A 25384-nucleotide genomic window follows, 5' to 3' on the forward strand; every position below is an offset into this window, starting at 1 on the left:
GCATTTCACCGCTACACAGGAAATTCCACCACCCTCTGCCCTACTCTAGCTCGCCAGTTTTGGATGCAGTTCCCAGGTTGAGCCCGGGGATTTCACATCCAACTTAACGAACCACCTACGCGCGCTTTACGCCCAGTAATTCCGATTAACGCTTGCACCCTCTGTATTACCGCGGCTGCTGGCACAGAGTTAGCCGGTGCTTATTCTGTCGGTAACGTCAAAATACTCACGTATTAGGTAAGTACCCTTCCTCCCAACTTAAAGTGCTTTACAATCCGAAGACCTTCTTCACACACGCGGCATGGCTGGATCAGGCTTTCGCCCATTGTCCAATATTCCCCACTGCTGCCTCCCGTAGGAGTCTGGACCGTGTCTCAGTTCCAGTGTGACTGATCATCCTCTCAGACCAGTTACGGATCGTCGCCTTGGTGAGCCATTACCTCACCAACTAGCTAATCCGACCTAGGCTCATCTGATAGCGCAAGGCCCGAAGGTCCCCTGCTTTCTCCCGTAGGACGTATGCGGTATTAGCGTTCCTTTCGAAACGTTGTCCCCCACTACCAGGCAGATTCCTAGGTATTACTCACCCGTCCGCCGCTGAATCGAAGAGCAAGCTCTTCTCATCCGCTCGACTTGCATGTGTTAGGCCTGCCGCCAGCGTTCAATCTGAGCCATGATCAAACTCTTCAGTTCAATACTGCTTGGGTTTTGAGAAAACCCTAAACTTGGCTCAGCAATCTCAAATGACTTACTTTCAAATCTTTCGATTTTTCGTGTAGCCACTTGTGATGCTGATAATCTTTTTGACTATCAGTCTGAACTCACAAGCACCCACACGAATTGCTTGACTCAGTTGTTAAAGAGCGGTTGGTTAAGAGCTTTTCGCCTCAACCGAGGCGCGCATTCTACGCTTTCCTCAGAGTCTGTCAAGCGTTTATTTTGAAGTTTTTCAGAATTTCTCTTTCAACTTCAACCACTTGACTCGCTGCAATCTCTCGTCAGCGGGAGGCGAATTCTACAGCGTTTCAAACCGCTGTCAACTGCCTTTTTCACCGCTGTCGATCTTTCGATCGAAGCCCCTCCGGAATGCCCTGAAACTGCTAACTCGTTGAAACTCAAGGAGTTTTCAGTTCCGACTGCGCCGGAAGTGGGGCGAATTATAGAGAGATTAAATGGCGCGTCAAGGACTTATTTAAGCTTTTGTTGCAGGAGCTGCTTTACGCGTTACCAGCCGCGGGATTCGCCGCTCCAATGCGGGAATACGCAAGGCCAGCAGGAACACGCCAATAGCAGCGTAGACCGACCATTCCTTGAGGTCGGCGCGCACTACCCAGAGAAAGTGCAAAAGGCCCAGGCCCAGGATCGCGTAGACCAGTTTGTGCAACTTCTTCCAACGCGCGCCCAGGCGGCGCTGACTATACCGATTGGAGGTCACCGCGAGTGCCAGCAAGCCCACAAAGCCCAGCATACCGACGATGATGTAAGGCCGCTTGCTCAGCTCGATACCCAATTGCCCCCAATCCAGGCCAAGCACGAAGAACATGTAGGCACTCAGGTGCAGCACTATATAGGCAAAGCACCACAAGCCCAGCTGGCGCCGCGAGACGATCCAGCCCGCCCAACCGGTAAGGCGCTGCAAGGGGGTCATGCTCAAGGTGATCAGCAAGAAGGTCAACGCGCCCAGGCCCAGGCGATCAACCAGGATCTTGCCCGGATCCGGCCCAAGGGCTTGCATGGCCGCTTCATATAACCACCACAGCGGCCAGATACTGGCCAGGATGAAGATACCGAGTCGAAACAGTGGATAACGCATCAGTAGTTCTTCCGCAGGTCGAGGCCGCTGTACAGCCCTGCCACTTCTTCGGCATAGCCATTGAACATCTGCGTTGGCCGCACGTTGGGGCTGAACAGGCCGCTGGGCAGGCGCCGCTCACGCGCCTGGGTCCAGCGCGGGTGATCGACCTCGGGGTTTACGTTGGCGTAGAAGCCATACTCTTCCGGGGCAATCGCCTGCCAGGTGGTGCGCGGCTGCGCTTCAACCAGGCTGATGCGCACGATCGACTTGATGCTCTTGAAGCCGTACTTCCACGGCACCACCAAACGCAACGGTGCACCGTTCTGGTTGGGCAACTCGCGCCCGTACATGCCGACAGCGAGGATCGCCAGCGGGTTCATTGCCTCATCCAGGCGCAAGCCTTCTATATAAGGCCAGTCGATCAGGGCAAAGCTTGAGCGCTGGCCAGGCATGCTCTTCGGGTCTTGCAGGGTTTCGAAGCGAATGAAGCGTGCCTTGGACGTTGGCTCGACCTGCTTGAGCAGCGCCGACAACGGAAAGCCCAGCCAGGGTATGACCATCGACCAGGCCTCCACGCAGCGCAGCCGGTAGATACGCTCTTCCAGTTGGTAGGGTTTCATGAAGTCTTCCAGGGCATAGCGCCCGGGCTTGCCGACTTCACCATCCACCACCACTGTCCATGGCTCGGTTTTCAGGCTGCCGGCATTGGCTGCCGGATCGCCCTTGTCGGCGCCGAACTCGTAGAAGTTGTTGTAGTGGGTGGCATCCTTGAACGGCGTGATGGCTTCGCCCGGCGCCGTCACGGCTTGCCACTTGGTAGCGGCGAGCTTGTCGCTGAACCAGCCTGGCGCCCTGCCCGCCTCGACATCGGCATAGCGCGACGCGTCGGCAGCACCGGCCCACCGCGGCAGCGCAGTAGCGGCCAGGGCAGCCAGCGACCCGCCGAGAATGGCGCGGCGCGAGACATAAAGGGATTCGGGGGTGATTTCCGACTCTTTGCAATCGGAGGCTTTGGACAGCTTGATGAGCATGATGGCTCCGTAGAACTGGAGGACTGATGCACCAGTAGACTACGGAGCCCTAGCGAAATTACATCACTCGATGTTTTTCCGCCGACGCATGCGCAACAGGTATTGCACAGGGCCGGAGGCCGCATAGCCGAGGAACACCAGCAGCAGGATGCGCGGTGGGTCACTGAAGACTACCGCGAACACCAACACCACGGCGAGGATCGCTACGAACGGCACGCGCCCCTTGAGGTCCAGCTCTTTGAAGCTGTTGTACTTGATGTTGCTGACCATCAGCATGCCGGCCGCAGCCACCAGCAGCGCCACCAGGAACGACAGCTTCGAACCCTGGATGCCATAGTCGCTGAAGGCCCAGACGGTACCGGCCACCACACCGGCCGCAGCCGGGCTGGCGAGGCCGATGAAGTAACGCTTGTCGGCCTTGCCGACCTGGGTGTTGAAGCGCGCCAGACGCAGCGCGGCACCGGCGACATAGATGAAGGCAACCATCCAGCCGACTTTACCCATGTCACCCAGGGCCCAGCCGAACGCGAGCAATGCCGGGGCAACACCGAAGGCGACCATGTCCGACAGCGAGTCGTACTCGGCACCGAAGGCGCTCTGGGTATTGGTCATGCGTGCCACGCGGCCGTCCAGGCCATCGAGGACCATGGCGACGAAAATGGCGATGGCGGCGAAGGCGAAATACTTGCTCGCTTCGCGCGGATCACCCGCACTGAGGGCCGCCTGGGCGCTCATGGAGTTGATGATCGAATAGAAACCGGCGAACAGGTTCGCAGTGGTGAACAGGTTGGGCAGCAGATAGATGCCGCGATGCCGAACCTTGCGTCCTTCGGCGTCATGCCCTTCTTCAACATGCTCATCGATCGGTAGCAGGCTTTCGGCGTCAGAGGCCTTGTTCGGCTCTTCGGGACGTTCGCTCATGGACATTACCTTGCAACGGTGTGGAAAGTTTCGACAGACGTCTGCGACGAGGGTTCGCCGACAAACGATGAAGCTTTATACCAGAAGCTGACCGCCTAAACGAAAAAACGCGGCCGAAGCCGCGTTTTCATCGCATCAGGACAAGATCAGTTCTTGGCCTTGTCGACGATTTTGTTCGCCGCGATCCAAGGCATCATCGAGCGCAGTTGCTCGCCGATGACTTCGATGCCGTGGGCAGCGTTGTTACGACGCTTGGCGGTCATCGAAGGGTAGCCAGTGGCGCCTTCGCTGATGAACATCTTGGCGTATTCGCCGTCCTGGATGCGCTTCAGAGCGTTGCGCATGGCCTGGCGGGATTCGGCGTTGATGACTTCTGGGCCGGTCACGTACTCGCCGTATTCGGCGTTGTTGGAGATCGAGTAGTTCATGTTGGCGATACCGCCTTCGTACATGAGGTCAACGATCAGCTTCAGTTCGTGCAGGCACTCGAAGTAGGCCATTTCTGGCGCGTAGCCAGCTTCAACCAGGGTTTCGAAACCGGCTTTGACCAGCTCGACGGTACCGCCACACAGAACAGCCTGCTCGCCGAACAGGTCGGTTTCGGTCTCGTCCTTGAAGGTGGTTTCGATGATGCCGGTACGGCCGCCACCAACGCCAGCAGCGTAGGACAGGGCAACGTTCTTGGCATTGCCGGAAGCGTCCTGGTAGACCGCGATCAGGTCAGGGATGCCGCCGCCTTTGACGAACTCGGAACGTACAGTGTGACCTGGCGCTTTTGGCGCGATCATGATCACGTCCAGGTCGGCGCGTGGAACGACCTGGTTGTAGTGGATGGCGAAACCGTGGGAGAAGGCCAGGGTGGCGCCCTTCTTGATGTTCGGCTCGACTTCGTTCTTGTACAGCTGGGACTGGAACTCGTCCGGGGTCAGGATCATGACCAGGTCGGCAGCGGCAACAGCGGTCGCTACATCGGCAACTTTCAGGCCGTGAGCTTCAGCTTTGGCAACGGTGGCCGAACCTTTACGCAGACCGACAGTGACGTCCACACCGGAGTCTTTCAGGTTGCACGCCTGAGCGTGGCCCTGGGAGCCGTAACCGATGATGGCAACTTTCTTGCCCTGGATGATGGAAAGGTCACAGTCTTTGTCGTAATAAACTTTCATGAAAATACCCCTGTTATCTCGGCCCGTAAGGCCATCGCTAATTTTTTGAGTTAGATGCTGAGCACTTTGTCGCCACGGGCAATGCCGGTAACGCCGCTGCGCACTGTTTCGAGAATGGACGCGGTACCGATGGCCTGAATGAAGCTGTCAAGCTTGTCGCTGGCGCCAGTAAGCTGAACGGTATAGACGCTGCTGCTGACATCGACGATCTGCCCACGATAGATATCGGTGGTGCGCTTGATCTCGGCACGCTGGGCGCCCGTGGCCTTGATCTTGACCAGCATCAGTTCACGTTCGATGTGCGCGCTTTCCGAGAGGTCGACCAGCTTGACGACTTCAACCAGCTTGTTCAGGTTTTTGGTGATCTGCTCGATCACCTCATCATGACCGACCGTGGTCAACGTCAGACGCGACAGGGTCGGGTCTTCGGTTGGCGCCACCGTCAGGCTTTCGATGTTGTAGTTACGCTGCGAGAACAGACCGACCACGCGGGACAAGGCACCGGGTTCGTTTTCCAACAGCAGGGAAATAATGTGCCGCATGATTAGGTACGCTCCGTCTTGCTCAGCCACATATCGCGCATCGAGCCGTCTTTGATCTGCATCGGGTAGACGTGCTCGCTGTTGTCGACCTGGATATCGATGAACACCAGGCGATCCTTCATGGCGAACGCCTCCTCGAGCTTGGGCTTGAGGTCTTTCAGGCTGGTGATGCGGATACCCACGTGACCATAGGCTTCGGCCAGCTTGACGAAGTCAGGCAGCGATTCCATGTAGGAGTGCGAGTGACGGCTGTTGTAGGCCATGTCCTGCCATTGGCGAACCATGCCCAATACGCCGTTGTTCAGGTTGACGATCTTCACCGGCAGGTCGTACTGCAGGCAGGTCGACAGCTCCTGGATGTTCATCTGGATACTGCCCTCGCCGGTCACGCAGGCAACGTCCTGGTCCGGGAAGTTCAGCTTGACGCCCATGGCCGCCGGGAAGCCGAAGCCCATGGTGCCCAGGCCACCGGAGTTGATCCAGCGGTTGGGTTTGTTAAAGCGGTAATACTGCGCCGCGAACATCTGGTGCTGACCAACGTCGGAGGTAACAAAGGCATCGCCCTTGGTCACTTCGCAGAGGGTCTCGATCACGGTCTGCGGCTTGATCACGCTGCCGTCGCCCTTGTCGTAAGGGAACATGTCGCGACCGCCACGCCATTCTTCGATCTGCTTCCACCAGGCGTCCATGGCCGCCTTGTCCGGCTGCTCGCCGATTTCGCGCAAGGTCGCGACCATTTCGGTCAGTACGCTCTCGACCGGACCCACAATCGGCACGTCGGCCTTGATGGTCTTGGAGATCGACGCCGGGTCGATGTCGATGTGGATAACCTTGGCGTTCGGGCAGAACTTGGCCGGGCCGTTGACCACGCGGTCGTCGAAACGCGCACCGACGGCGAAGATCACGTCAGCGTGGTGCATGGCCAGGTTGGCGGTGTAGCTGCCGTGCATGCCGAGCATGCCGAGGAACTGGCGGTCGGTACCCGGATAGCCACCCAGGCCCATCAAGGTGTTGGTGACCGGCAGGTTGAGCATCTGCGCAACTTCGGTCAGCGCGGCAGAGCCGCCGCCGAGGATCACGCCGCCACCGGCATAGACCACTGGGCGCTTGGCGGCCAGGAGCATCTCGGCAGCCTTGCGGATCTGCCCCGAGTGACCACGAACAGCCGGGCTGTAGGAACGCATCTTGACCTTTTTGGGGTAGACGTATTCGAACTTTTCCGCCGGGTTGGTCATGTCTTTGGGGATATCGACCACGACCGGGCCCGGGCGACCGGACTGCGCCAGATAGAAGGCTTTTTTCAGGACTTCAGGGATTTCCGAGGCATGTTTGATCATGAAGCTGTGCTTCACGATCGGCCGGGAAATACCGATCATGTCGGTTTCCTGGAAGGCATCGGTACCGACCATGGTGCTGGGCACCTGACCGGAGAGGATGACCATCGGAATGGAGTCCATGTACGCGGTGGCAATACCGGTGATGGCATTGGTCGCGCCTGGACCAGAGGTCACCAGTACCACGCCGGCCTTGCCGGTGGCACGGGCGTAACCGTCCGCCATATGGGTCGCTGCCTGCTCGTGACGAACCAGGATGTGGCTTACTTCCGGTTCTTTGAACAGGGCATCGTAAACATGAAGGAGAGCACCACCAGGGTACCCGTAGATGTGCTTAACGCCTTCGTCACGCAAAAAGCGGACGACCATCTCAGCGCCAGATAAAAGCTCCACGTTGTTCACCTCTAAAACGCCAGAATACCGTCCACGCTGGACGGGTCTTAATAGGTTTACTGCCAAGCAGAGCATGAGCGACGGAATCGCCGACTACGTCAGCACTGACTGAGCAAGTATTGGGAGCGCCCCAAAGTGTTGCGGGGTTTTCCCACCCAGCGCGAGGTAACGCGTTGCGGGGTGTTACAGGTCGGCGCGGGTGTGCGCCTCATGATCTGCTTAGCGGGTCTGCTTCTGGCAGTCCCTCTACAGCGGAATCTGGATTCTTCTTTTTCGGCGCGCGCAAGTCAAGAAAAATTATTGCCAATTTCGCGCAAGGACGATCCACAGCCACCACTAATACCAAAGACAGCAGCAGAAAAATAAACAATACAAATAAAAAGAGCCACAATCTGTGGCTCCAAGGGTGAAAAGAGGGAAATTCAGGCAGAAGGACTGATCAATTGGTCAAACTCTGCTAGCAGCCTGCGTAGCTCGCGGCTTTGCTCCGGGCGGTCGACGTATACCGTTTCAGCCATGACCAGGATGCCGGAGGCATTTGGCAACGGCAGCCCTTTCTCGAGAATCACTTTCATCTTCGGCAGGAAAATCCACTGCAGCCACTGATCGAAGTTCATGCTGTCGACGGCGAAGGGCACGGTGCTGGCCAACGCCTGGGCGCTGGGCGGCTCATCGCTCCACCAGCCCTGGAGGCGCAGCTCATGCTCGATCAACAACAGGTGATCGGCGATATCGAGAATGCGCGGATCCATCACAGGTTGACCTGGGCTTTCTGCCGCGCCAACGCTGCGCCAGCTGAATCACCCTGTTTCTCGCGTGCCTGGGCAATGATGTTCCACAACCCGGCCTGCAGGTCGGGGCGGCCGTTGGCGTAGGTCAGTGCACGGCGCGCCAGTTGCTCGGACTGCGCGGCATCGCCCTGGGCCAGGCGCACCTGGGCCAGACGGTAGAGCACCTGCGGCTCACGCGGGGCAATGCGCTGGGCACGCTCCAGGCTCGACGAAGCGCCGTTGTAGTCGCCGCCGCTCTGTTGCTGCTGGGCGGTGGTCAACAGCGCCAGCACCGGGCCGTCGAGTTGTTCGTCAGCCGACAGGCCGCCGCTGGCAGCACTGGCGCGCGGAATCCCGCTCGGCGCGCTCGGGGCGCTGCTGCTCGGCATGGTGTAGCTGCCGGCGTTGGTCGAGCTGCTGTCGAATGGCGCCGAGCTGCTCGGCCCCGGGGTAATCGGGCCGGTGCTGATCGGTGCGGCGCCGGTGGATGCCGGGAACGTCTGGATCGGTGCAGCGCCGGCACCTTGCGGGACCATGACCATCACCCCGGAGTCCTGCGGCACGGCTTGCGCCTGGCGCGTACCGCTGTAGATCTGCGCAGGCGCGCCACGGTTGGCCGTGACCCGCTCACTGTTGGACACCCGGGTACTGGAATCGACCACGGGAATGGAGCCGCGCGGATTGCTGGCGCAGCCATTGAGCAAAGCCAGCGCCGTCAAGGCTGGAAACCACCACTTGTTCACTTCACACCCTCTTTAGGCTAGTGCTTAATTCATCCAACCCTTGACCCAGTCCATGACGGACTCGGCAGGGTCCGGCTCACCGCCACAGGCAGCTCCGGCCGGCGGTTCACTCCCACGAATATACGGCATCTGCACGGCGCCCGGGCAACTGGCGTCCGAGCCCTGGCCACTGTGCGGATCGACCCAGGCCTGAACCACGTTGTCGGGCTGCGGCATGTCCAGCGGCAGCGGGTCGGCCTTGCGCATGAAGCTGGTCCAGACCTGCAAGGCACCCGTGGCGCCGGTGAACGGTGTTTTACCGTTGTCGTCACGGCCCAGCCACACCACCGCCAGCAGGTCCTGGCTGAAGCCTGCGAACCAGCTGTCACGGGAGTCGTTACTGGTACCGGTCTTGCCCGCCAGGTTCAACGAGCCTGGCAGCACACTGTAGACCGAACGCCCGGTACCTTCGCGCATCACCCGCTGCATAGCGTTCTGCACCAGATAAATGGCGCCCGGGTCGAAGGTTTGCTGGATCTGGAACGGATAACGCTTGAGCGGCTCGCCTTCGGCGGTGAGCACGCTGCGAATGCCACGCATCGGCGTATTGAAACCGCCATTGGCCAGGGTCTGGTACATGGTCGCAACCTGCATCGGCGACATCCCGCCGGCGCCCAGCAGCATCGACGGGAAGGCTGGCCAGTCAACGTTCACGCCCAGCCGGCCGATGGTGTTGAGCACGTTCGGCACCCCCAACTCCAGGCCAAGCTTGGCCGTCGACAGGTTGTAGGAGTTGGCCAGGCCCTGATACAGATAGATGGTGCCGTGGGAACGCCGATCGTAGTTCTGCGGTTTCCACACCTGGCCATCGGCGCCTTTGACCGAAAACGGCTCGTCCTGCAGCCAACTGGTCAGGGTGTACTTGCTCGGTTTTTCCAGGGCGGTCAGGTACACCGCTGGCTTGACCAGCGAGCCGATTGGCCGCACCGCGTCGATGGCGCGGTTGAAGCCGGCAAATCCAGCCTGGCGGCTACCGATCAGGGCCTGGACTTCACCGGTTTCCGGGTTGGTCACCACCATTGCCGCTTCGACTTCATCCGCGCCCTTGCGCCCGGCCAGACGCTTGAAGGTCTCGCCCATGGCCGCTTCGGACTTCATCTGCAGGATCGGGTCGAAACTGGTGAAGATGCGCAGGCCTTCTTCGGTCAAGTCCTCGTCGCGATAGTCCTGGCGCAGCTGGCGTTTGACCAGGTCGAGGAAGCCCGGGTACGAGCTGTCGGCCAGGCTGCCGCGCTTGGTCACGCCCAATGGCATCTTCTTGGCCGCTTCCACCGCTTCCGGGGTCGCCACGCCCTGCTCAGCCAGCAGGTCGAGCACCAGGTTACGCCGTACCGTCGCCCGTTCCGGGTAACGCCGCGGGTTGTAATAGGAAGGCCCCTTGACCATACCGACCAGCAAGGCGACCTGATGCAGCTTGAGTTCCGACAGCGGCTGGCTGAAGAAGAACTGACTGGCCAGGCCAAAGCCGTGCACGGCGCGCTGGCCGTCCTGGCCGACAAACACCTCGTTGAGGTAGGCCTCAAGGATTTCCCGCTTGTCGTAATGCAGTTCGAGCAACAACGCCATCATTGCTTCATTGAGCTTGCGGCTGAGGCTGCGTTCGTTGGTCAGGTAGAAGTTCTTCACCAACTGCTGGGTCAGGGTACTGCCGCCCTGGCGCATGGCGCCGGATGACGTGTTGACCCACACCGCCCGGGCAATCGACTTGGGCGATACGCCGAAGTGGTGATAGAAGTCGCGGTCTTCCACCGCCACCAGGGTTTCCAGCAAGTAAGGCGGCACCTGGTCGATCTTGATCAGGATGCGGTCTTCGAGGTTTTTCGGGTACAGGCCGCCGATCAGCAGCGGCTCCAGACGCACCACGTCGAGCTTCGAGCCGTTGGCGCCACTCAGGCTGGCAACGTAGTCGCCGGAAAAACGCACGCGCACGCCTTGCGCCGGCTCCATGCCTTCATAGAACTGGAAGCCACGGGTATTCAGATCGACGGTATTACCGTTGACCGCCGCCGCACCCGGGCCATTGGCGACGCTTTCGCGGCGATAGCCGAGGGCATCGAGCTCGATAAGGAAATCAGCCTTGCTCAGCTTCTGGCCGACGAACAGCTCCAGCGGCCGGGCGTAAACCTTGGCCGGAATCGTCCAGCGCTTGCCGGAGAACTTCTCCTGGACCACGGCGTCGAGGTAAATGGCATAGCCCGCCACCAGCACAAGGCCGACCAGGCTGAGCTTCAGGGCCCAGCCCAGCCAGGCACGCGAGCGGCCAGACGGGCGTTTTTTAGCGGTACGGGGGGATCGGGATCGAGTCATGGCGGCGGATTATACGCACTTTATCAATCATCGACAGGCGCCCTCCGGCGGTTTGCACCAGCCCCGCTTGCGGCCATAATGGCCGATTCGAATCTCCTGACCCAGAAGGATCGCCCGTGAGCCAAGCCTTGATCACAGCACTGCAGAATCCCGCCCTGTTCCCTCACCCGGTGAAGGCATTTCAGGTCATCGAGACGCATATCTCCTGGGTGCTGCTCACCGGTGACTATGCCTACAAGATCAAGAAGCCGATGAACTTCGGTTTCCTCGACTTCACCCAGTTGTCCCAGCGCGCGCACTTCTGCGCCGAAGAGCTGCGCCTGAACCAGCGCCTGACCGAAGGCCTGTACCTGGAAGTGCTGCCGATCACCGGCAGCGCCGAAGCACCGCAACTGGGCGGCGAAGGCGAGCCGATCGAATACGCGCTGAAAATGCGCCAGTTCCCTCAGAGCCAGATGCTCAGCACCCTGCAGGCCAATAGCGAACTGACCGCCGCGCACATCGACCAGATGGCCGAACAGATCGCCCGCTTCCACCTGGCGGCGCCGAAGGTGGCCGTGGAGCATCCGCTGGGCACCCCGGACAGCGTCATGGCCCCGGTCGAGCAGAACTTCGAACAGATTCGCCCGTTCCTGTCCGACAAGGCCGACCTGCAACAACTGGATGCCTTGCAGGCCTGGGCCCAGGACAGCTTCAAGCGCCTGCACGGCCTGCTTGAGCAGCGTAAGGCAGAAGGTTTCATTCGCGAATGCCACGGTGACATCCACCTGGGCAACGCCACCCTGATCGACGGCAAGGTGGTGATTTTCGACTGCATCGAGTTCAACGAGCCGTTCCGCCTGACCGACGTCTACGCCGACGCCGCGTTCCTGGCCATGGACCTTGAAGACCGCGGCCTGAAATCGCTGTCGCGGCGCTTCATCAGTCAGTACCTGGAGCTGACCGGCGATTATGCCGGCCTGGAGTTGCTGAACTTCTACAAGGCCTACCGCGCACTGGTGCGGGCCAAGGTCGCCCTGTTCAGCATGCCGGCCAACGCCGATGCCGTGCAGCGCGCCACCACCCTGCGCACCTACCGCAACTACGCCAACCTGGCGGAAAGCTACAGCGCCATTCCGTCGCGCTTTTTGGCCATCACCCACGGTGTTTCCGCCGTCGGCAAGAGCCACGTGGCCATGCGCCTGGTCGATGCCCTGGGCGCCATCCGCCTGCGTTCGGACGTCGAGCGCAAGCGCCTGTTCGGTGAACAAGCCAGCGCCAATGCCGGCCAGTTGCAAGCCGGCATTTATAGTGCAGACGCCAGCCAGGCCACCTACCAGCGCCTGCATCAACTGGCCGAAACCATCCTGCGTGCCGGCTTCCCGGTGGTCATCGACGCCACTTACCTCAAGCACGACCAGCGTCAGGCCGCAGCCGGCGTTGCCAGCGAAACCGGTGTGCCGTTCCTGATCCTCGACTGCAATGCACCGGATGCGGTGATTGCCAGTTGGCTGGCCCAGCGTCAGGCCGATCAGAACGATCCGTCGGACGCCACCCTCGAAGTGGTCAAGGCTCAGCAGGCCAGCCGTGACCCGCTCAGCGCCGAAGAGCTGCTGCAGAGCAAGCGGGTGGAAACCAACGAAAGCGGCAGCCTCGACCTGCTGGTCAAACAGATCCGCCAGCGCCTGCCAGGGCTGTAATGCACCCCGAGACGTGAAGCAGTCGACACTTCACGCCTGATTCCGAGCACCTCCGCAATGGTGGCACTATAGTGTCACCATAAGCTCAAACAAGGAGGTGTCTCATGAGTCAGCCACGGCAACTGGACAGCGCGCTGTATGCATTGGTGCATGACGAACAGATCACCAGCTTCAACCGCGAGAAGCCCAGGGACGGCACCGTCGACTTTCGCGGCGGTGATTTCCGTGGGCTCGACCTGCGCGACCTGGACACCACCGGCATCGACTTCACCGATGCCTACTTCCGTGCCTCCGACCTGCGCGGCCTGGACTTGCGGCACAACAGCCTGGAAGGCGCCAGCCTTGCCCATGCGCAGATTTCCGGTACCTACTTTCCCAGCGAACTGAGCGCCGACGAGATCCTCATGTCGGTCAATTTCGGCACCCGCTTGCGCTACCGTACACGCTGATACCAACGAGCGAAACGCCCGCGGGCTGCGGCCTTGCGGGCGGTTTTCGGCTACCCGTCGGCACGCGGATGGCAAAACGCCGCGTATTTCCCAAGTGCCGCTACACTCCTCATTGACCTGCCGCGATTCCTCAATCAAGACCCGTTCAGCCGTCGCAAGGAGGCTTGATGAACGATGAACTCCAGCATCTGAAAAACCTTGGCAAGACTTCTGCGCAGTGGCTGCATGCGGTCGGCATCCACAGCGCTTCGGACCTACGCCGGCTGGGTGCGGTCAATGCCTACAAGGCCGTGCGCACCCGAGGCTTCCGGGCTTCGAAGGTGCTGCTCTATGCAATCGAAGGCGCCTTGCTCGATGTGCACTGGAATGACATTCCGGCCGAACGCAAGGAAGCCTTGAACCAGCAACTGGACGGTAAAGCGGGTGTACAGAAAAATAATCGAGAATATTAAGCCACGGCGCTTGACTCGATAATGAGAATCGTTATGATTATCACAACTGGTCGCGAGACTGGTTGGGTAACCTGAAAGCCCCTGGTTCGGACTCTCAGATTATCTCCTCATCAGGCTAATCACGGTTATTGACCCGGCACTTTGCCGGGTCTTTTTTTGCCTGGTATTTTTCCTCGCGTTGACCTCCGGGGCGCCCTAGCGGGCGATGATCAGCGGGTGCCCGCGCTCAGGGTGGGGTTGTACCAATACGTCGATGCCGAACACAGCCTTGAGTGAATCCGGGCGCAATACCTGCTGCGGGGTATCCAGGGCGTGGGCGCGGCCCTGCTCGAGCAGCAGGATGCGGTCACAGTAGCGCGCGGCAAGGTTCAGGTCATGCAGGATGACCAGCACTGCAGCACCGCGGTCGGCGAACTCGCGCACCGCTTGCAAGGTGGTGTGCTGGTGCAACGGGTCGAGCATCGAAGTCGGCTCGTCGAGCAACAGGATTCTGCCCCCCTCCCCTGGCCACAGCTGCGCCAGCACCCGGGCCAGGTGCACGCGTTGACGTTCGCCCCCGGAGAGCGCCAGGTAACTGCGCCCGATCAGATGGCTGGCATCGGCGGCCTGCAAGGCCAGGTCGATGATCTGCTGGTCGCGTTCAAAGCCGCTGTTGTGCGGCAAGCGCCCCATACCCACCACCTCTTCGACCTTGAAGGCAAAACCCAGGCTGGACACCTGCGGCAATACTGCCAAACGCTGGGCGCGCTGCTGACCGGGCCAGTCACATAGACCTCGCTCATCCAGGGTCACTCGCCCTTCGCTGGCACTGAGCTCACCACACATCACCCCCAGCAGGCTGCTTTTACCCGCGCCGTTAGGGCCCAACACACCTAGCACCTGGCCGGCTTCCAGCACCAGGCTGATATCGCTCAGCACCTGGTTTGAGCCCCGGCGCAGCGACAGATTCTCGACTCGCAACATCAGGCACGCCCTCGCAGCAGCAAGTAGAGGAAGAACGGTGCGCCGATAAACGCGGTGACAATACCGATGGGCAGTTCCGCAGGCGCCAGCGCCAAGCGGGCGACCAGGTCGGCGAACAACAATAGTGAAGCGCCAGCCAACAGCGATGCCGGTAGCAGCACGCGGTGATCAGGCCCCGCCAGTAGACGTACCAGATGCGGCACCACCAGGCCAATAAAGCCGACCAGCCCCGCCGCCGCCACCGCCGCGCCCACCCCCAAAGCGGTGCAGAACACCAGTTCGCGCTTGAGTTTCTCAACCTCGATGCCCAAGTGCCGGGCTTCGGACTCGCCCAGCAACAGGGCATTCAAGGCCTGGGCCCGCCGCGGCAGCCACAGCGAAACGACGATGGCGACCAGCACCAGCGGCCACAGGCGCTGATAGCTCGCGCCGTTGAGGCTGCCCAGGTTCCAGAACGTCAAGGTACGCAAGGTGGCGTCATCGGCCAGATAAGTGAACAGCCCGACCGCCGCACCGGCCAAGGCGGTCAAGGCGATGCCCGCCAGCAACATGGTGGCGACATTGGTCTGGCCATCGCGCCGGCCGAGGCGATACACCAGCGCGGTCACCGCCAAGCCGCCAAGAAAGGCGCACAGCGATAACAGGTAGGGGCCGAACACCTCAGGAATGCCACCGACCCACGCGCCGCCGACAATCGCCACCGCCGCACCAAGCGCGGCGCCAGCGGAGACACCGACCAGGCCGGGGTCGGCCAGCGGATTGCGAAACAGCCCCTGCATCGCCACCCCGGTCAGCGCCAGCACCGCGCCCACAGCCACCCCCAGCAGGGTTCGTGGCAGGCGAATCTGGCCAAGGATCAGCTCGGCCTGCTCCAGCCCTTCTCCGGCCACCGGCAACCCGACCAGCCGCGCCCCGGCCCGCAGGGTATCGAGCAGTGGCAGGCTGACCGGCCCCAGCGCCAGCGACAACCAGATCGCCAGCAGGCACAACAGTGCCAGGGTGACGAACAGCGTGCGCGGTTTGATCAGCCGGTTCATCGGGCTGTCGGATAGAAGGCTGTGGACAGGTTCTGCAAGGTAGTCGGCAGACGCGGACCGAGCCCGCCGACCAGCAGGGTCGGGTCCAACTCGATCAGGCGATTGCTGCGTGCGGCGCGCGAGGCGCTCAGGGCCGGATTTTCCTTGAGCAATGCCTGCAAGGCCTGCTCGCCGCTGAGGCTACGGTCGGCAAACACCAGTACATCGGGATCGAGCGCCGCCAGTGCTTCAACCGAGAAGTTCTTGTAGCCTTCGTTATCGGCCAGGTTGCGCGCACCTGCCTGTTTGAGCAGCCAATCACCGGCGGTACCCTTGCCGGCGATCATGGGTTTGGCGCCGGCATGACCGACCAGCAGGATCACCCCAGGGGCGGCCTGACGGGTTTGCAGTTGTTTGATCTTGCCCTGCAAGGCAGCCAGTTGCTGGCGGTAGTCGGCAAACAACTGCCGGGCCTGGTTCTCGTTGCCGAGCAAGCGCCCCAGTTGCTGCAGGTTGGTTTCGACTGCCGCCAGATCAGCCTTGCTGGAAAGCAGTTCGACCTTGACCCCGGCGCCACGGATTTGCGCCAGCACTGGCGGCGGCCCCATTTCCTCGGTCCCCACCAGCACATCCGGGCGCAGGCTCAGCACACCTTCGGCAGACAACTGGCGCTGGTAGCCGATGCTCGGCAAGGCCTTGAGCGACTCAGGATGCTGGCTGGTGGTATCGACCCCCACCAGTTTCTGCTCCCCTCCCAGCGCTGCAACCCACTCACTCAAAGCCCCACCGGCGCTGACCCAGCGCTGCGGCAAGGCTTCAGCCTGGGCCACGGTGTTGAACACAAGACCGGCACACAGGGCGATCAGGCGGGCACTTGGGCGCATAACAGGCTTCCTTGAATGAGGAGGAGCGGCAATCCGGGTGGATAATGCCGGGGACGCACGGTATAAAGCGTCCGATACGGCTGATGCAGGCAATTTGATAATTATTTGCATTTGCACGTCAAGCCGTCACTGTGACTACAGGTAACCCCTCACCATGCATTTTCTTTGTCGTCCCGAACAACTGAGCGAAGGCCAGAGCCGCGGCTTCAGTGTCGATGACCTCGGGATTTTCGCGGTTCGACGTGCGGGCACTGTCTACCTGTACCGCAACTACTGCCCCCATCGCGGTATCCCCCTGAACTGGGAGCCTGACGCCTTTCTCGACAGCAGCGCCAGCCTGATTGCCTGCGGGCGCCATGGCGCGCTGTTTCTGATCGAATCCGGCGAATGCGTGGCGGGTCCCTGCGAGGGCGAGCAACTGACGGCCCTGGGCTGCCGCGAAGACAGCCAGGGCATCTGGCTTATCGACTGAGCAATACCGGCAACGGCCGATCGATATAGACCTGCTCGCCATCGATCCGCGTGCCATAGGCAAGCACCTCGACGCCGTCGGCCACCGCAGCGCGTAGCGCATCGGCATAGGCCCTGTCGATCTCGTCGGCCGGGCGTACGGCTTCGACACCGCTCAGGTTCACGCAATACAGCTGCACCGCACGCACCCCCTGGCGAGCCAAGGCTGCCAGTTCACGCAGGTGCTTGGCGCCGCGCTGGGTCACCGCATCGGGGAAGGCGGCCACGCTGCAATCATCGAAGCCCAGGGTCACGCTCTTGACCTCGACGTAGGCCGGCCCCTCGGCGAACTCCAGGCGAAAGTCCACCCGGCTGTTCTCCTCGCCATAGGCCACCTCGCGCTTGAGCCCGGTAAAGCCTGCCAGTTCACTGATGATCCCGGCGCGCAAGGCTTCTTCAACCAGGGTGTTGGCCCGCCCGGTGTTCACACAGGCCAGGCGCCCCTGCGGGGTTTCACTGATTTCCCAGGTGCCGGGCAGCTTGCGCTTGGGGTCGTTGGAACGACTGAACCAGACCTGGCCGCCCTCGACCATGCAATTGAACATCGAGCCGGTGTTGGGGCAATGGATGGTCATCTGCTCGCCGTTGGCCAGTTCGATATCGGCCAGGAAGCGCTTGTAGCGGCGCAGCAAACGTGCGGTTTCGAGTGTGGGTGAAAAACGCATCAGCCTTGCCAGCTCCGCAGTCCGCGGGCAATTCGCTCAACCGCTTGCTGCAAGCGCGGCAAGCTCTGGGTGTAGGCAAAGCGTACATGGTGCCCGGCCTGGTGGCGGCCGAAGTCCAGGCCCGGGGTGAAGGCCACATGCTCGGTTTCAAGGAAGTGCTGGCAGAAGGCAAAGGCATCACCGCCAAAGGCGCTGATGTCGGCGTACAGGTAGAACGCGCCCTGAGGCTCGACGGCAATCCTGAAGCCCAGTTCACGCAAGGCCGGCAAGAGAAAGTCGCGACGGCGGGCAAATTCCGCTCGCCGTTCTTCGAGGATAGCCAGGGGCCCGGGCTGGAAACATGCCAATGCCGCATGCTGGGCCATGCTCGGTGCACTGATGTAGAGGTTCTGCGCCAGTTTCTCCAGGTCAGCCACTGCCGCCGGTGGCGCAACCAGCCAACCCAGGCGCCAGCCGGTCATGCCGAAATACTTGGAAAAACTATTAAGGACGAAGGCTTCGTCGTCGACTTCCAGCACACTCGGTGCATCCATGCCGTAGGTCAGGCCGTGGTAGATCTCATCCACCACCAGGTGACCCTTGCGCGCACGGGTAGCGGCCGACAGGCCGGCCAGTTCGTCGCGATCAAGCACCGTGCCGGTCGGGTTGGCCGGCGACGCCACCAGGGCGCCGACGGTGTCCTGGTCCCAGTAGCGCTCGACCAGATCGGCGGTCAATTGATAATTCACCTCTGGCCCCACCGGCACCAGTTGCGCAGCACCTTCGACCAGGCGCAGGAAGTGCCGGTTGCACGGGTAGCCCGGGTCGGCGAGGAGCCAGTGCTTGCCCGGATCGACCAGCAGGCTGGCAGCCAGCAGCAAGGCGCCGGAGCCGCCCGGGGTAATGAGGATGCGTTGCGGGTCGATGCTCAGCCCGTAACGCTGCTGGTAGAAGGTGGCAATGGCCTCACGCAGCGCCGGCAGCCCGCGGGCGGCGGTATAACGGGTATGCCCCTGGGCCAGCGCGGCCTGGCCGGCCTCGATGATAGGCGCCGCGGTGGTGAAGTCCGGTTCGCCGATTTCCAGGTGGATCACGTCGCAACCGCTCGCCTGCAGCTCGTTGGCGCGGGCCAGCAGGGCCATCACGTGGAAAGGTTCGATGGCGCGGCTGCGCGCACTGTAGGGCTGGGCCATTAGCCTTCTCTCAAAAGGGTCTAGAATAATGATTCTACCCATGCGCCGGGTCGAACGTGTGGCAAAAGCTGCGGTCCACTGCAAAGATCTTCAAGGCTTGGTGCCATTGCCCCGGCCTTGACAACCGGGAGTAGCGCACCCCGGTTCGATCTGGTAAGTTCGGCGGCTCGCAGTCGCAGGGCCGGCGGGCGCCGGAGATGGAGCAGCCTGCGCAATGGATTAGAAAAGTGAGAGGCGGTCTATTCATGTCCACCCTAGAAAAGCAAAAAGCCAGTCAGACCATGTACGGTGTCGAACCCTATAAGGAAACCAAGGGTGAAGAGTACATGGGCGACCCCATGCGCAAGCACTTCACCATGCTTCTCGGTGCGTGGAAGCAGGAGCTGATGACCAGTGTGGACCGGACTGTGGACCACATGAAAGACGAGGCAGCCAACTTCCCGGACCCCGCCGATCGCGCCAGCCAGGAAGAAGAGTTTGCCCTGGAACTGCGCAACCGTGATCGCGAGCGCAAGCTGATCAAGAAAATCGACAAGACCCTGCAGAAGATCCAGGACGAAGAGTACGGCTGGTGCGAAGCCTGCGGCGTTGAAATCGGCCTTCGCCGACTGGAAGCCCGCCCGACCGCCGACCTGTGTTTTGACTGCAAAGAGTTGGCCGAGAAAAAGGAAAAGCAAGTCGGCAAGGCGTGATGCCAGCAACTTGCAACGCAACGGGGCGCTCAAAGCGCCCCGTTTGATTTACAGGCTCCACACCCCATGAACGACTCCAGCTATATTGGGCGCTTCGCCCCTACCCCCAGTGGTTACCTGCACTTCGGCTCGCTGGTCGCGGCCCTGGCCTCGTGGCTGGACGCCCGTGCGGTCGGCGGCACCTGGCTGGTGCGCATGGAAGACATCGACCCGCCCCGCGAAGCCCCCGGTGCCCAGGCAGCGATCCTCAACACCCTTGAAAGCTACGGCCTGGAATGGGACGGCGAGGTGGTGTACCAGAGCCAGCGCCACGAGGCCTATGCCGAAGTGCTCGAGCGCCTGTTCCGTCAGGGCCTGGCCTACGCCTGCACCTGTTCGCGCAAGCAGCTCGAAGGTTACAACGGTGTTTACCCAGGCCTGTGCCGCAACGCCGGGTATAGCCGCGAGAATGCTGCCATCCGCCTGCGGGTGCCGGAGCTTGTCTACCATTTCGATGACAGGGTACAGGGCCATTTCCAGCAGCACCTGGGGCGCGAAGTCGGTGATTTCGTCATTCGCCGCCGTGATGGCCTGTACGCCTATCAACTGGCCGTGGTGCTGGATGACGCCTGGCAGGGGGTGACCGATATCGTCCGCGGCGCCGATCTGCTCGACAACACCCCGCGCCAGCTGTATCTGCAGGAACTGCTGGGGCTGGCGCAACCGCGCTACCTGCATGTGCCGCTGATCGTACAGCCGGACGGGCACAAACTGGGCAAGTCCTACCGCTCGCCGCCCCTGGCCGCCGACCAGGCCACTGCGCTGCTGCTGCGGGCCCTGCGCGCGCTGGGCCAGACGACCGAAGCGGGCATGGAGCAAGGCACTCCGGCCGAAGTACTGGCCCATGCCGCACTGCACTGGAACCCCGACATCCTGCCCCGGCGCTTGAGCGTGCCCGAGGCCGACCTGCGCTGATTCCCTTCTGATCCGCCCCCACCACAGACAGTTACCCCGACGCAGAAAGCCTAGTAAATTCAATTCTTTGGCAAAAACGCACAAGCCCGTTACCATCGCCGCAGCCATTTGCGCCAATAATAAGTCCAAGCCGCAGCGTCCTTACCTTTGAGGCCAGCATGTATATCTATCGTTTGGTCCTGCTTCTGGTCGTGGGGATCTACCTGTTCTCCCCGGCCATCATGGACTGGTGGATCGAGCCAACCGGTGCCTGGTATCGCCCTTACCTGCTCTGGCTGATCCTGATCGTCGTGACCTTTATCCTGCAGAGCCAACGTGATGCCGATGAGCTTTAGCCTGACCCAGATGATCCTGATCAGCGCCGCCTACCTGCTGGTGCTGTTCGGCGTGGCCTGGGTCAGCGAACGCGGAATGATCCCGCGCTCGATCATCCGCCACCCGCTGACCTACACCCTGTCGCTGGGCGTCTATGCCAGCGCCTGGGCCTTCTATGGCTCGGTGGGCCTGGCCTACCAGTATGGTTACGGCTTTCTCGCCTGTTACCTGGGGGTGTCCGGCGCTTTCTTGCTGGCGCCGGTACTGCTCTATCCGATCCTGAAGATTACCCGCACCTACCAGCTGTCATCGCTGGCCGACCTGATCGCCTTTCGCTTTCGCAGCACCTGGGCCGGGGCGCTGACCACCGTATTCATGCTGATCGGCGTGCTGCCGTTGCTGGCGCTGCAAATCCAGGCGGTAGCCGACTCGATCAGTATCCTCACGGGCGAGCCCGTCAAGGCGCGGGTGGCCTTTGCCTTTTGTGCCCTGATCACCCTGTTCACCATCTTCTTCGGCTCCAGGCACATCGCCACGCGGGAGAAACACGAAGGCCTGGTGTTTGCCATTGCCTTCGAGTCGGTGATCAAGCTGCTGGCCCTGGGCGGCATCGGCCTCTATGCCCTGTACGGTGTGTTTGGCGGACCGCATCAACTGGAAGTCTGGCTGCTGCAGAACCAGACTGCCCTCGCCGCGCTGCACACACCGTTGCAGGAAGGCCCCTGGCGTACCCTGTTGCTGGTGTTCTTCGCCTCGGCGATCGTGATGCCGCACATGTACCACATGGCCTTTACCGAGAACCTCAACCCGCGCTCACTGGTCAGTGCCAGCTGGGGCCTGCCGCTGTTCCTGCTGCTGATGAGCCTGGCGGTACCGCTGATTCTCTGGGCCGGCCTGAAGATGGGCGCCAGCACCAGCCCGGAGTACTTCACCCTGGGCCTGGGCATCGCCGCCAACAACCAGGCGCTGGCGTTGCTGGCGTACATCGGCGGGCTATCGGCCTCCAGCGGGCTGATCATCGTCACCACCCTGGCACTCTCGGGCATGGCCCTCAACCACCTGGTGCTGCCGCTGTACCAGCCGCCGGCCGAGGGCAACATCTACCGTTGGCTGAAGTGGACCCGACGGGCGCTGATCGTCGCCATCATCGCCGCCGGTTTTGGCTTCTACCTGACCCTGGGCAGCCAGCAGGACCTGGCCAATCTCGGTATCGTCGCCTTTGTCGCCACCTTACAGTTCCTGCCGGGCGTACTCTCGGTACTGTACTGGCCCACCGCCAACCGCCGCGGCTTCATCGCCGGCTTGCTGGCCGGCATCCTGGTGTGGATGGTGACCATGCTGTTGCCGCTGGTGGGCAACCTGCAGGGCTTCTACATCCCGCTGCTGAACATGATCTATGTGCTCGACGACACCAGTTGGCACATGGCCGCGATCGCCTCGCTGGCGGCCAACGTGCTGCTGTTCACCCTGATCTCGCTGTTCACCAACGCCAGCAGTGAAGAAGTCAGTGCCGCCGAGGCCTGTGCGGTGGATAACGTCCGTCGCCCGCAGCGCCGTGAGCTGCACGCCGCTTCGCCGCAGGAGTTCGCCACCCAGCTGGCCAAGCCCCTGGGCGCCAAGGCTGCGCAGAAGGAAGTCGAGCAGGCCCTGCGCGATCTCTACCTGCCGTTCGACGAGCGCCGCCCGTATGCCCTGCGCCGCCTGCGCGACCGCATCGAAGCCAACCTGTCGGGCCTGATGGGCCCAAGCGTGGCCCAGGACATGGTCGAGACCTTCCTGCCCTACAAGTCTGGTAACGAAAATTACGTTACCGAAGACATCCACTTCATCGAGAGCCGCCTGGAAGACTACCACTCGCGCCTGACCGGCCTTGCCGCCGAGCTCGACGCCCTGCGCCGCTACCACCGCCAGACCCTGCAGGAACTGCCAATGGGCGTCTGCTCGCTGGCCAAGGACCAGGAAATCCTGATGTGGAACAAGGCCATGGAAGAGCTCACCGGTATCCCCGCCAAGCGCGTGGTCGGCTCGCGCCTGGCGACCATTGCCGAGCCTTGGCGCGGCCTGCTGCTGGGCTTCATCAACGTGCCCGACGAACACCTGCACAAACAGCGCCTGGGCCTGGACGGTCAGACCCGCTGGCTGAACCTGCACAAGGCGGCCATCGACGAGCCGCTGGCACCGGGCAACAGCGGCCTGGTGTTGTTGGTCGAGGACCTCACCGAGACCCAGGCCCTGGAAGACAAGCTGGTGCACTCCGAGCGCCTGGCCAGCATCGGCCGCCTGGCCGCCGGGGTTGCCCATGAGATCGGCAACCCGGTCACTGGCATCGCTTGCCTGGCACAGAACCTGCGCGAAGAGCGCGAAGAGGACGGCGAGATCACCGAGTTGAGCAGCCAGATCCTGGAGCAGACCAAGCGCATCTCGCGCATCGTCCAGTCGCTGATGAGCTTCGCCCATGCCGGCAGCCACCAGCACAGCGACGAGCCGGTGTGCCTGGCCGAAGTGGCCCAGGATGCCATCGGTCTGCTGGCCTTGAACCGGCGCAATTTCGAAGTACAGTTCTTCAACCTGTGCGACCCCGATCACTGGGTCGAGGGCGACCCGCAACGCCTGGCCCAGGTGCTGATCAACCTGCTGTCCAACGCCCGCGACGCCTCCCCGCCCGGCAGCGCCGTGCGGGTCAAGAGCGAAGCCAGCGAGCATACCGTCGACCTGATCGTCGAGGACGAAGGCAGCGGTATCCCGAAAAACATCATGGATCGTCTGTTCGAACCCTTCTTCACCACCAAGGACCCGGGCGAAGGCACCGGACTGGGGCTTGCTCTGGTCTATTCCATCGTGGAAGAGCATTATGGACAAATCACCATCGACAGCCCGGCCGATAGCCAGAGCCAACGCGGCACCCGGATCCGAGTGACCCTGCCGCGCCATGTCGTAGCGACGTCCGCTGTGAACTGAGACCGTCGAGAGAATTGAATCAATGCCGCATATTCTGATCGTCGAAGACGAAACCATCATCCGCTCGGCGCTACGCCGATTGCTTGAGCGTAACCAGTACCAGGTCAGCGAGGCCGGCTCGGTGCAAGAGGCCCAGGAACGCTTCAGCATTGCGACCTTCGACCTGATTGTCAGCGACCTGCGCCTGCCAGGCGCGCCCGGCACCGAACTGATCAAGCTCGGCCAGGGCACCCCGGTACTGATCATGACCAGCTACGCGAGCCTGCGTTCTGCTGTCGACTCGATGAAAATGGGTGCGGTGGACTACATCGCCAAGCCATTCGATCACGACGAAATGCTCCAGGCCGTTGCGCGCATCCTGCGTGACCGGCAGAACGCGCCGGCCGTTGCGACTGAACGTGGCAACGGCAAGGCCGCGCCTGGCGACAAGGCGGCGACCAGTACTGCGGCCAATGGCGAGATCGGCATCATCGGTTCGTGCCCGCCGATGCAGGACCTGTACGGCAAGATACGCAAGGTCGCGCCAACAGACTCCAATGTACTGATCCAGGGCGAGTCGGGTACTGGTAAAGAGCTGGTGGCCCGCGCGCTGCACAACCTGTCGCGACGAGCCAAGGCACCGATGATCTCGGTGAACTGCGCGGCGATTCCAGAGACCCTGATCGAATCGGAACTGTTCGGCCATGAGAAAGGCGCCTTTACCGGCGCCAGCGCCGGGCGTGCCGGCCTGGTCGAAGCCGCCGATGGTGGCACGCTGTTTCTCGACGAGATCGGCGAACTGCCACTCGAAGCCCAGGCACGCCTGTTGCGCGTCCTGCAGGAAGGTGAAATTCGTCGGGTCGGCTCGGTGCAATCGCAAAAAGTCGATGTACGCCTGATCGCCGCCACCCACCGCGACCTGAAGAACCTGGCCAAGGTCGGCCAGTTCCGTGAAGACCTTTATTACCGCCTGCACGTCATCGCTCTCAAACTGCCGGCCTTGCGCGAGCGCGGCACCGACGTCAACGAAATCGCCAACGCCTTCCTCGCCCGCCAAAGTGCGCGGGTCGGGCGTAACGACCTGCGATTCGGCCACGACGCTGAACAGGCGATTCGGCATTACTCTTGGCCAGGTAACGTGCGCGAGCTGGAAAACGCCGTGGAGCGCGCAGTGATCCTGTGCGAGAGCCCGGAGATTTCCGCCGACCTGCTGGGTATCGACATCGAGCTCAGCGATCTCGAAGACGACGAGCCGTTCGCCGGCCTGTCGGGCGCCAGCAGCAGTGCCAACAACACCAGCCACGAGCCGACAGAAGACCTGTCGCTGGAAGACTACTTCCAGCATTTCGTCCTTGAGCATCAGGATCACATGACCGAGACCGAGCTTGCGCGCAAGCTTGGGGTCAGCCGCAAGTGCCTGTGGGAGCGGCGCCAGCGCCTGGGCATCCCGCGGCGCAAGAGCGGTGCCACCAGCGAGGGCTGAGCCGTTTCAGCGCTTTGCGCGGGTGGGCACAGGTAACACCGCTACCTTGCGACAAACTGTTACCGCACCACAAAGTCGTAACAAAAACCGGGGCTTACGGTAACGAAGCCGCGGTTTTTTTTCGCCTTGCGAACCGCTCAAAACCGCTCCAACCCCTTGTTTTACTGGGTTTTGA

23 protein-coding genes and 1 rRNA gene (1 of these 24 only partly in view) are annotated in these 25384 nt (G+C 61.7%); 9 read left to right on the top strand and 15 right to left on the bottom strand.

Features of this window, described 5'->3' with window-relative positions:
- The 10 genes from KHO53_RS06510 to mrcB all read right to left on the bottom strand — a co-directional run.
- Positions 1 to 693: ribosomal RNA gene (locus KHO53_RS06510) — 16S ribosomal RNA — on the bottom strand; it reaches 844 nt to the left of the window's first position.
- A gap of 499 nt (positions 694 to 1192) precedes the next feature.
- A complete protein-coding gene (gene msrQ, locus KHO53_RS06515) occupies positions 1193 to 1813 on the bottom strand; it encodes a protein-methionine-sulfoxide reductase heme-binding subunit MsrQ (protein ID WP_010223020.1) in 621 nt (206 codons plus the stop codon).
- A complete protein-coding gene (msrP, locus tag KHO53_RS06520) occupies positions 1813 to 2826 on the bottom strand; it encodes a protein-methionine-sulfoxide reductase catalytic subunit MsrP (protein ID WP_010223019.1) in 1014 nt (337 codons plus the stop codon). Before msrP ends, msrQ begins: the two co-directional genes overlap by 1 nt.
- A gap of 63 nt (positions 2827 to 2889) precedes the next feature.
- Positions 2890 to 3747, bottom strand: coding sequence for a CDP-diacylglycerol--serine O-phosphatidyltransferase (gene pssA / locus KHO53_RS06525; protein ID WP_010223018.1), 858 nt, complete (start codon positions 3745 to 3747; stop codon positions 2890 to 2892).
- Positions 3748 to 3893: 146 nt separating this feature from the next.
- Complete coding sequence (gene ilvC / locus KHO53_RS06530) at positions 3894 to 4910, bottom strand: ketol-acid reductoisomerase (RefSeq protein WP_010223017.1); 1017 nt, start codon at positions 4908 to 4910, stop codon at positions 3894 to 3896.
- Positions 4911 to 4960: 50 nt separating this feature from the next.
- Entirely contained in the window at positions 4961 to 5452 is a 492-nt protein-coding gene (ilvN, locus tag KHO53_RS06535) for an acetolactate synthase small subunit (RefSeq protein WP_010223016.1), read from the bottom strand.
- Positions 5453 to 5454: 2 nt separating this feature from the next.
- Complete coding sequence (locus KHO53_RS06540) at positions 5455 to 7179, bottom strand: acetolactate synthase 3 large subunit (protein ID WP_010223015.1); 1725 nt, start codon at positions 7177 to 7179, stop codon at positions 5455 to 5457.
- 422 nt (positions 7180 to 7601) lie between these two features.
- Positions 7602 to 7934 carry a YqcC family protein gene (locus KHO53_RS06545; protein WP_026001315.1) on the bottom strand — a complete coding sequence of 111 codons (333 nt, stop codon included), beginning with the start codon at positions 7932 to 7934 and terminating at the stop codon, positions 7602 to 7604.
- Positions 7931 to 8692 carry a tetratricopeptide repeat protein gene (locus KHO53_RS06550; protein WP_036996908.1) on the bottom strand — a complete coding sequence of 254 codons (762 nt, stop codon included), beginning with the start codon at positions 8690 to 8692 and terminating at the stop codon, positions 7931 to 7933. Before KHO53_RS06550 ends, KHO53_RS06545 begins: the two co-directional genes overlap by 4 nt.
- A 24-nt stretch (positions 8693 to 8716) precedes the next feature.
- Positions 8717 to 11038 (bottom strand): penicillin-binding protein 1B, encoded by a 2322-nt coding sequence (mrcB, locus tag KHO53_RS06555; RefSeq protein WP_010223012.1) that lies wholly within the window; start codon positions 11036 to 11038, stop codon positions 8717 to 8719.
- Positions 11039 to 11154: 116 nt separating this feature from the next.
- Here mrcB and KHO53_RS06560 point away from each other — a divergent pair, with 116 nt between their 5' ends.
- From KHO53_RS06560 to KHO53_RS06570, 3 genes are all read left to right on the top strand, one after another.
- A complete protein-coding gene (locus KHO53_RS06560; protein WP_036996909.1) occupies positions 11155 to 12717 on the top strand; it encodes a bifunctional aminoglycoside phosphotransferase/ATP-binding protein in 1563 nt (520 codons plus the stop codon).
- A gap of 104 nt (positions 12718 to 12821) precedes the next feature.
- Entirely contained in the window at positions 12822 to 13166 is a 345-nt protein-coding gene (locus tag KHO53_RS06565; RefSeq protein ID WP_010223010.1) for a pentapeptide repeat-containing protein, read from the top strand.
- Positions 13167 to 13333: 167 nt separating this feature from the next.
- A complete protein-coding gene (locus tag KHO53_RS06570; protein WP_010223009.1) occupies positions 13334 to 13618 on the top strand; it encodes a TfoX/Sxy family protein in 285 nt (94 codons plus the stop codon).
- Between the two features lie 195 nt (positions 13619 to 13813).
- Here KHO53_RS06570 and KHO53_RS06575 read toward each other — a convergent pair whose 3' ends face one another.
- The 3 genes from KHO53_RS06575 to KHO53_RS06585 are packed head-to-tail and all read right to left on the bottom strand — an operon-like array spanning position 13814 to position 16481.
- Positions 13814 to 14581: a heme ABC transporter ATP-binding protein gene (locus tag KHO53_RS06575; protein WP_159389173.1), complete on the bottom strand. Its 768-nt coding sequence runs from the start codon at positions 14579 to 14581 to the stop codon at positions 13814 to 13816.
- The gene (locus KHO53_RS06580; RefSeq protein WP_162471130.1) at positions 14581 to 15564 is read right to left on the bottom strand and encodes a FecCD family ABC transporter permease; all 984 of its coding nucleotides are present in this window, start codon (positions 15562 to 15564) and stop codon (positions 14581 to 14583) included. The genes KHO53_RS06575 and KHO53_RS06580 overlap by 1 nt, the downstream gene beginning before the upstream one ends.
- Before the next feature lie 50 nt (positions 15565 to 15614).
- Complete coding sequence (locus KHO53_RS06585; RefSeq protein ID WP_213570120.1) at positions 15615 to 16481, bottom strand: heme/hemin ABC transporter substrate-binding protein; 867 nt, start codon at positions 16479 to 16481, stop codon at positions 15615 to 15617.
- 154 nt (positions 16482 to 16635) lie between these two features.
- Between KHO53_RS06585 and KHO53_RS06590 the strand changes: the two genes are divergently transcribed.
- Positions 16636 to 16953 carry a Rieske (2Fe-2S) protein gene (locus tag KHO53_RS06590; protein ID WP_036996910.1) on the top strand — a complete coding sequence of 106 codons (318 nt, stop codon included), beginning with the start codon at positions 16636 to 16638 and terminating at the stop codon, positions 16951 to 16953.
- On the opposite strand, the gene sfsA is transcribed toward KHO53_RS06590, so the two are convergent.
- Both sfsA and KHO53_RS06600 read right to left on the bottom strand, forming a co-directional pair.
- Positions 16943 to 17656, bottom strand: a complete 714-nt coding sequence (gene sfsA, locus KHO53_RS06595; protein ID WP_010223004.1) for a DNA/RNA nuclease SfsA — start codon at positions 17654 to 17656, stop codon at positions 16943 to 16945. The two genes, KHO53_RS06590 and sfsA, sit on opposite strands and share 11 nt — an antisense overlap.
- Positions 17656 to 18828 (bottom strand): pyridoxal phosphate-dependent aminotransferase, encoded by a 1173-nt coding sequence (locus KHO53_RS06600; protein WP_213570121.1) that lies wholly within the window; start codon positions 18826 to 18828, stop codon positions 17656 to 17658. Before KHO53_RS06600 ends, sfsA begins: the two co-directional genes overlap by 1 nt.
- A gap of 245 nt (positions 18829 to 19073) precedes the next feature.
- Here KHO53_RS06600 and dksA point away from each other — a divergent pair, with 245 nt between their 5' ends.
- The 5 genes from dksA (at position 19074) to KHO53_RS06625 (ending at position 25209) form a co-directional block, all read left to right on the top strand.
- Complete coding sequence (dksA, locus tag KHO53_RS06605) at positions 19074 to 19520, top strand: RNA polymerase-binding protein DksA (protein WP_010223002.1); 447 nt, start codon at positions 19074 to 19076, stop codon at positions 19518 to 19520.
- 66 nt (positions 19521 to 19586) lie between these two features.
- Positions 19587 to 20474, top strand: coding sequence for a tRNA glutamyl-Q(34) synthetase GluQRS (gene gluQRS, locus KHO53_RS06610; protein WP_213570122.1), 888 nt, complete (start codon positions 19587 to 19589; stop codon positions 20472 to 20474).
- A gap of 158 nt (positions 20475 to 20632) precedes the next feature.
- Positions 20633 to 20809, top strand: coding sequence for a hypothetical protein (locus tag KHO53_RS06615; protein WP_003250005.1), 177 nt, complete (start codon positions 20633 to 20635; stop codon positions 20807 to 20809).
- Complete coding sequence (locus KHO53_RS06620; RefSeq protein ID WP_010223000.1) at positions 20793 to 23747, top strand: sensor histidine kinase; 2955 nt, start codon at positions 20793 to 20795, stop codon at positions 23745 to 23747. Before KHO53_RS06615 ends, KHO53_RS06620 begins: the two co-directional genes overlap by 17 nt.
- A gap of 22 nt (positions 23748 to 23769) precedes the next feature.
- On the top strand, positions 23770 to 25209 hold the full coding sequence (locus tag KHO53_RS06625) for a sigma-54-dependent transcriptional regulator (RefSeq protein ID WP_036996912.1): 1440 nt from the start codon (positions 23770 to 23772) through the stop codon (positions 25207 to 25209).
- The last annotated feature ends 175 nt before the right edge of the window (positions 25210 to 25384 follow it).

The sequence above is a fragment of the Pseudomonas sp. RC2C2 genome (assembly GCF_018390435.1).
Lineage (GTDB): Bacteria > Pseudomonadota > Gammaproteobacteria > Pseudomonadales > Pseudomonadaceae > Aquipseudomonas > Aquipseudomonas donghuensis.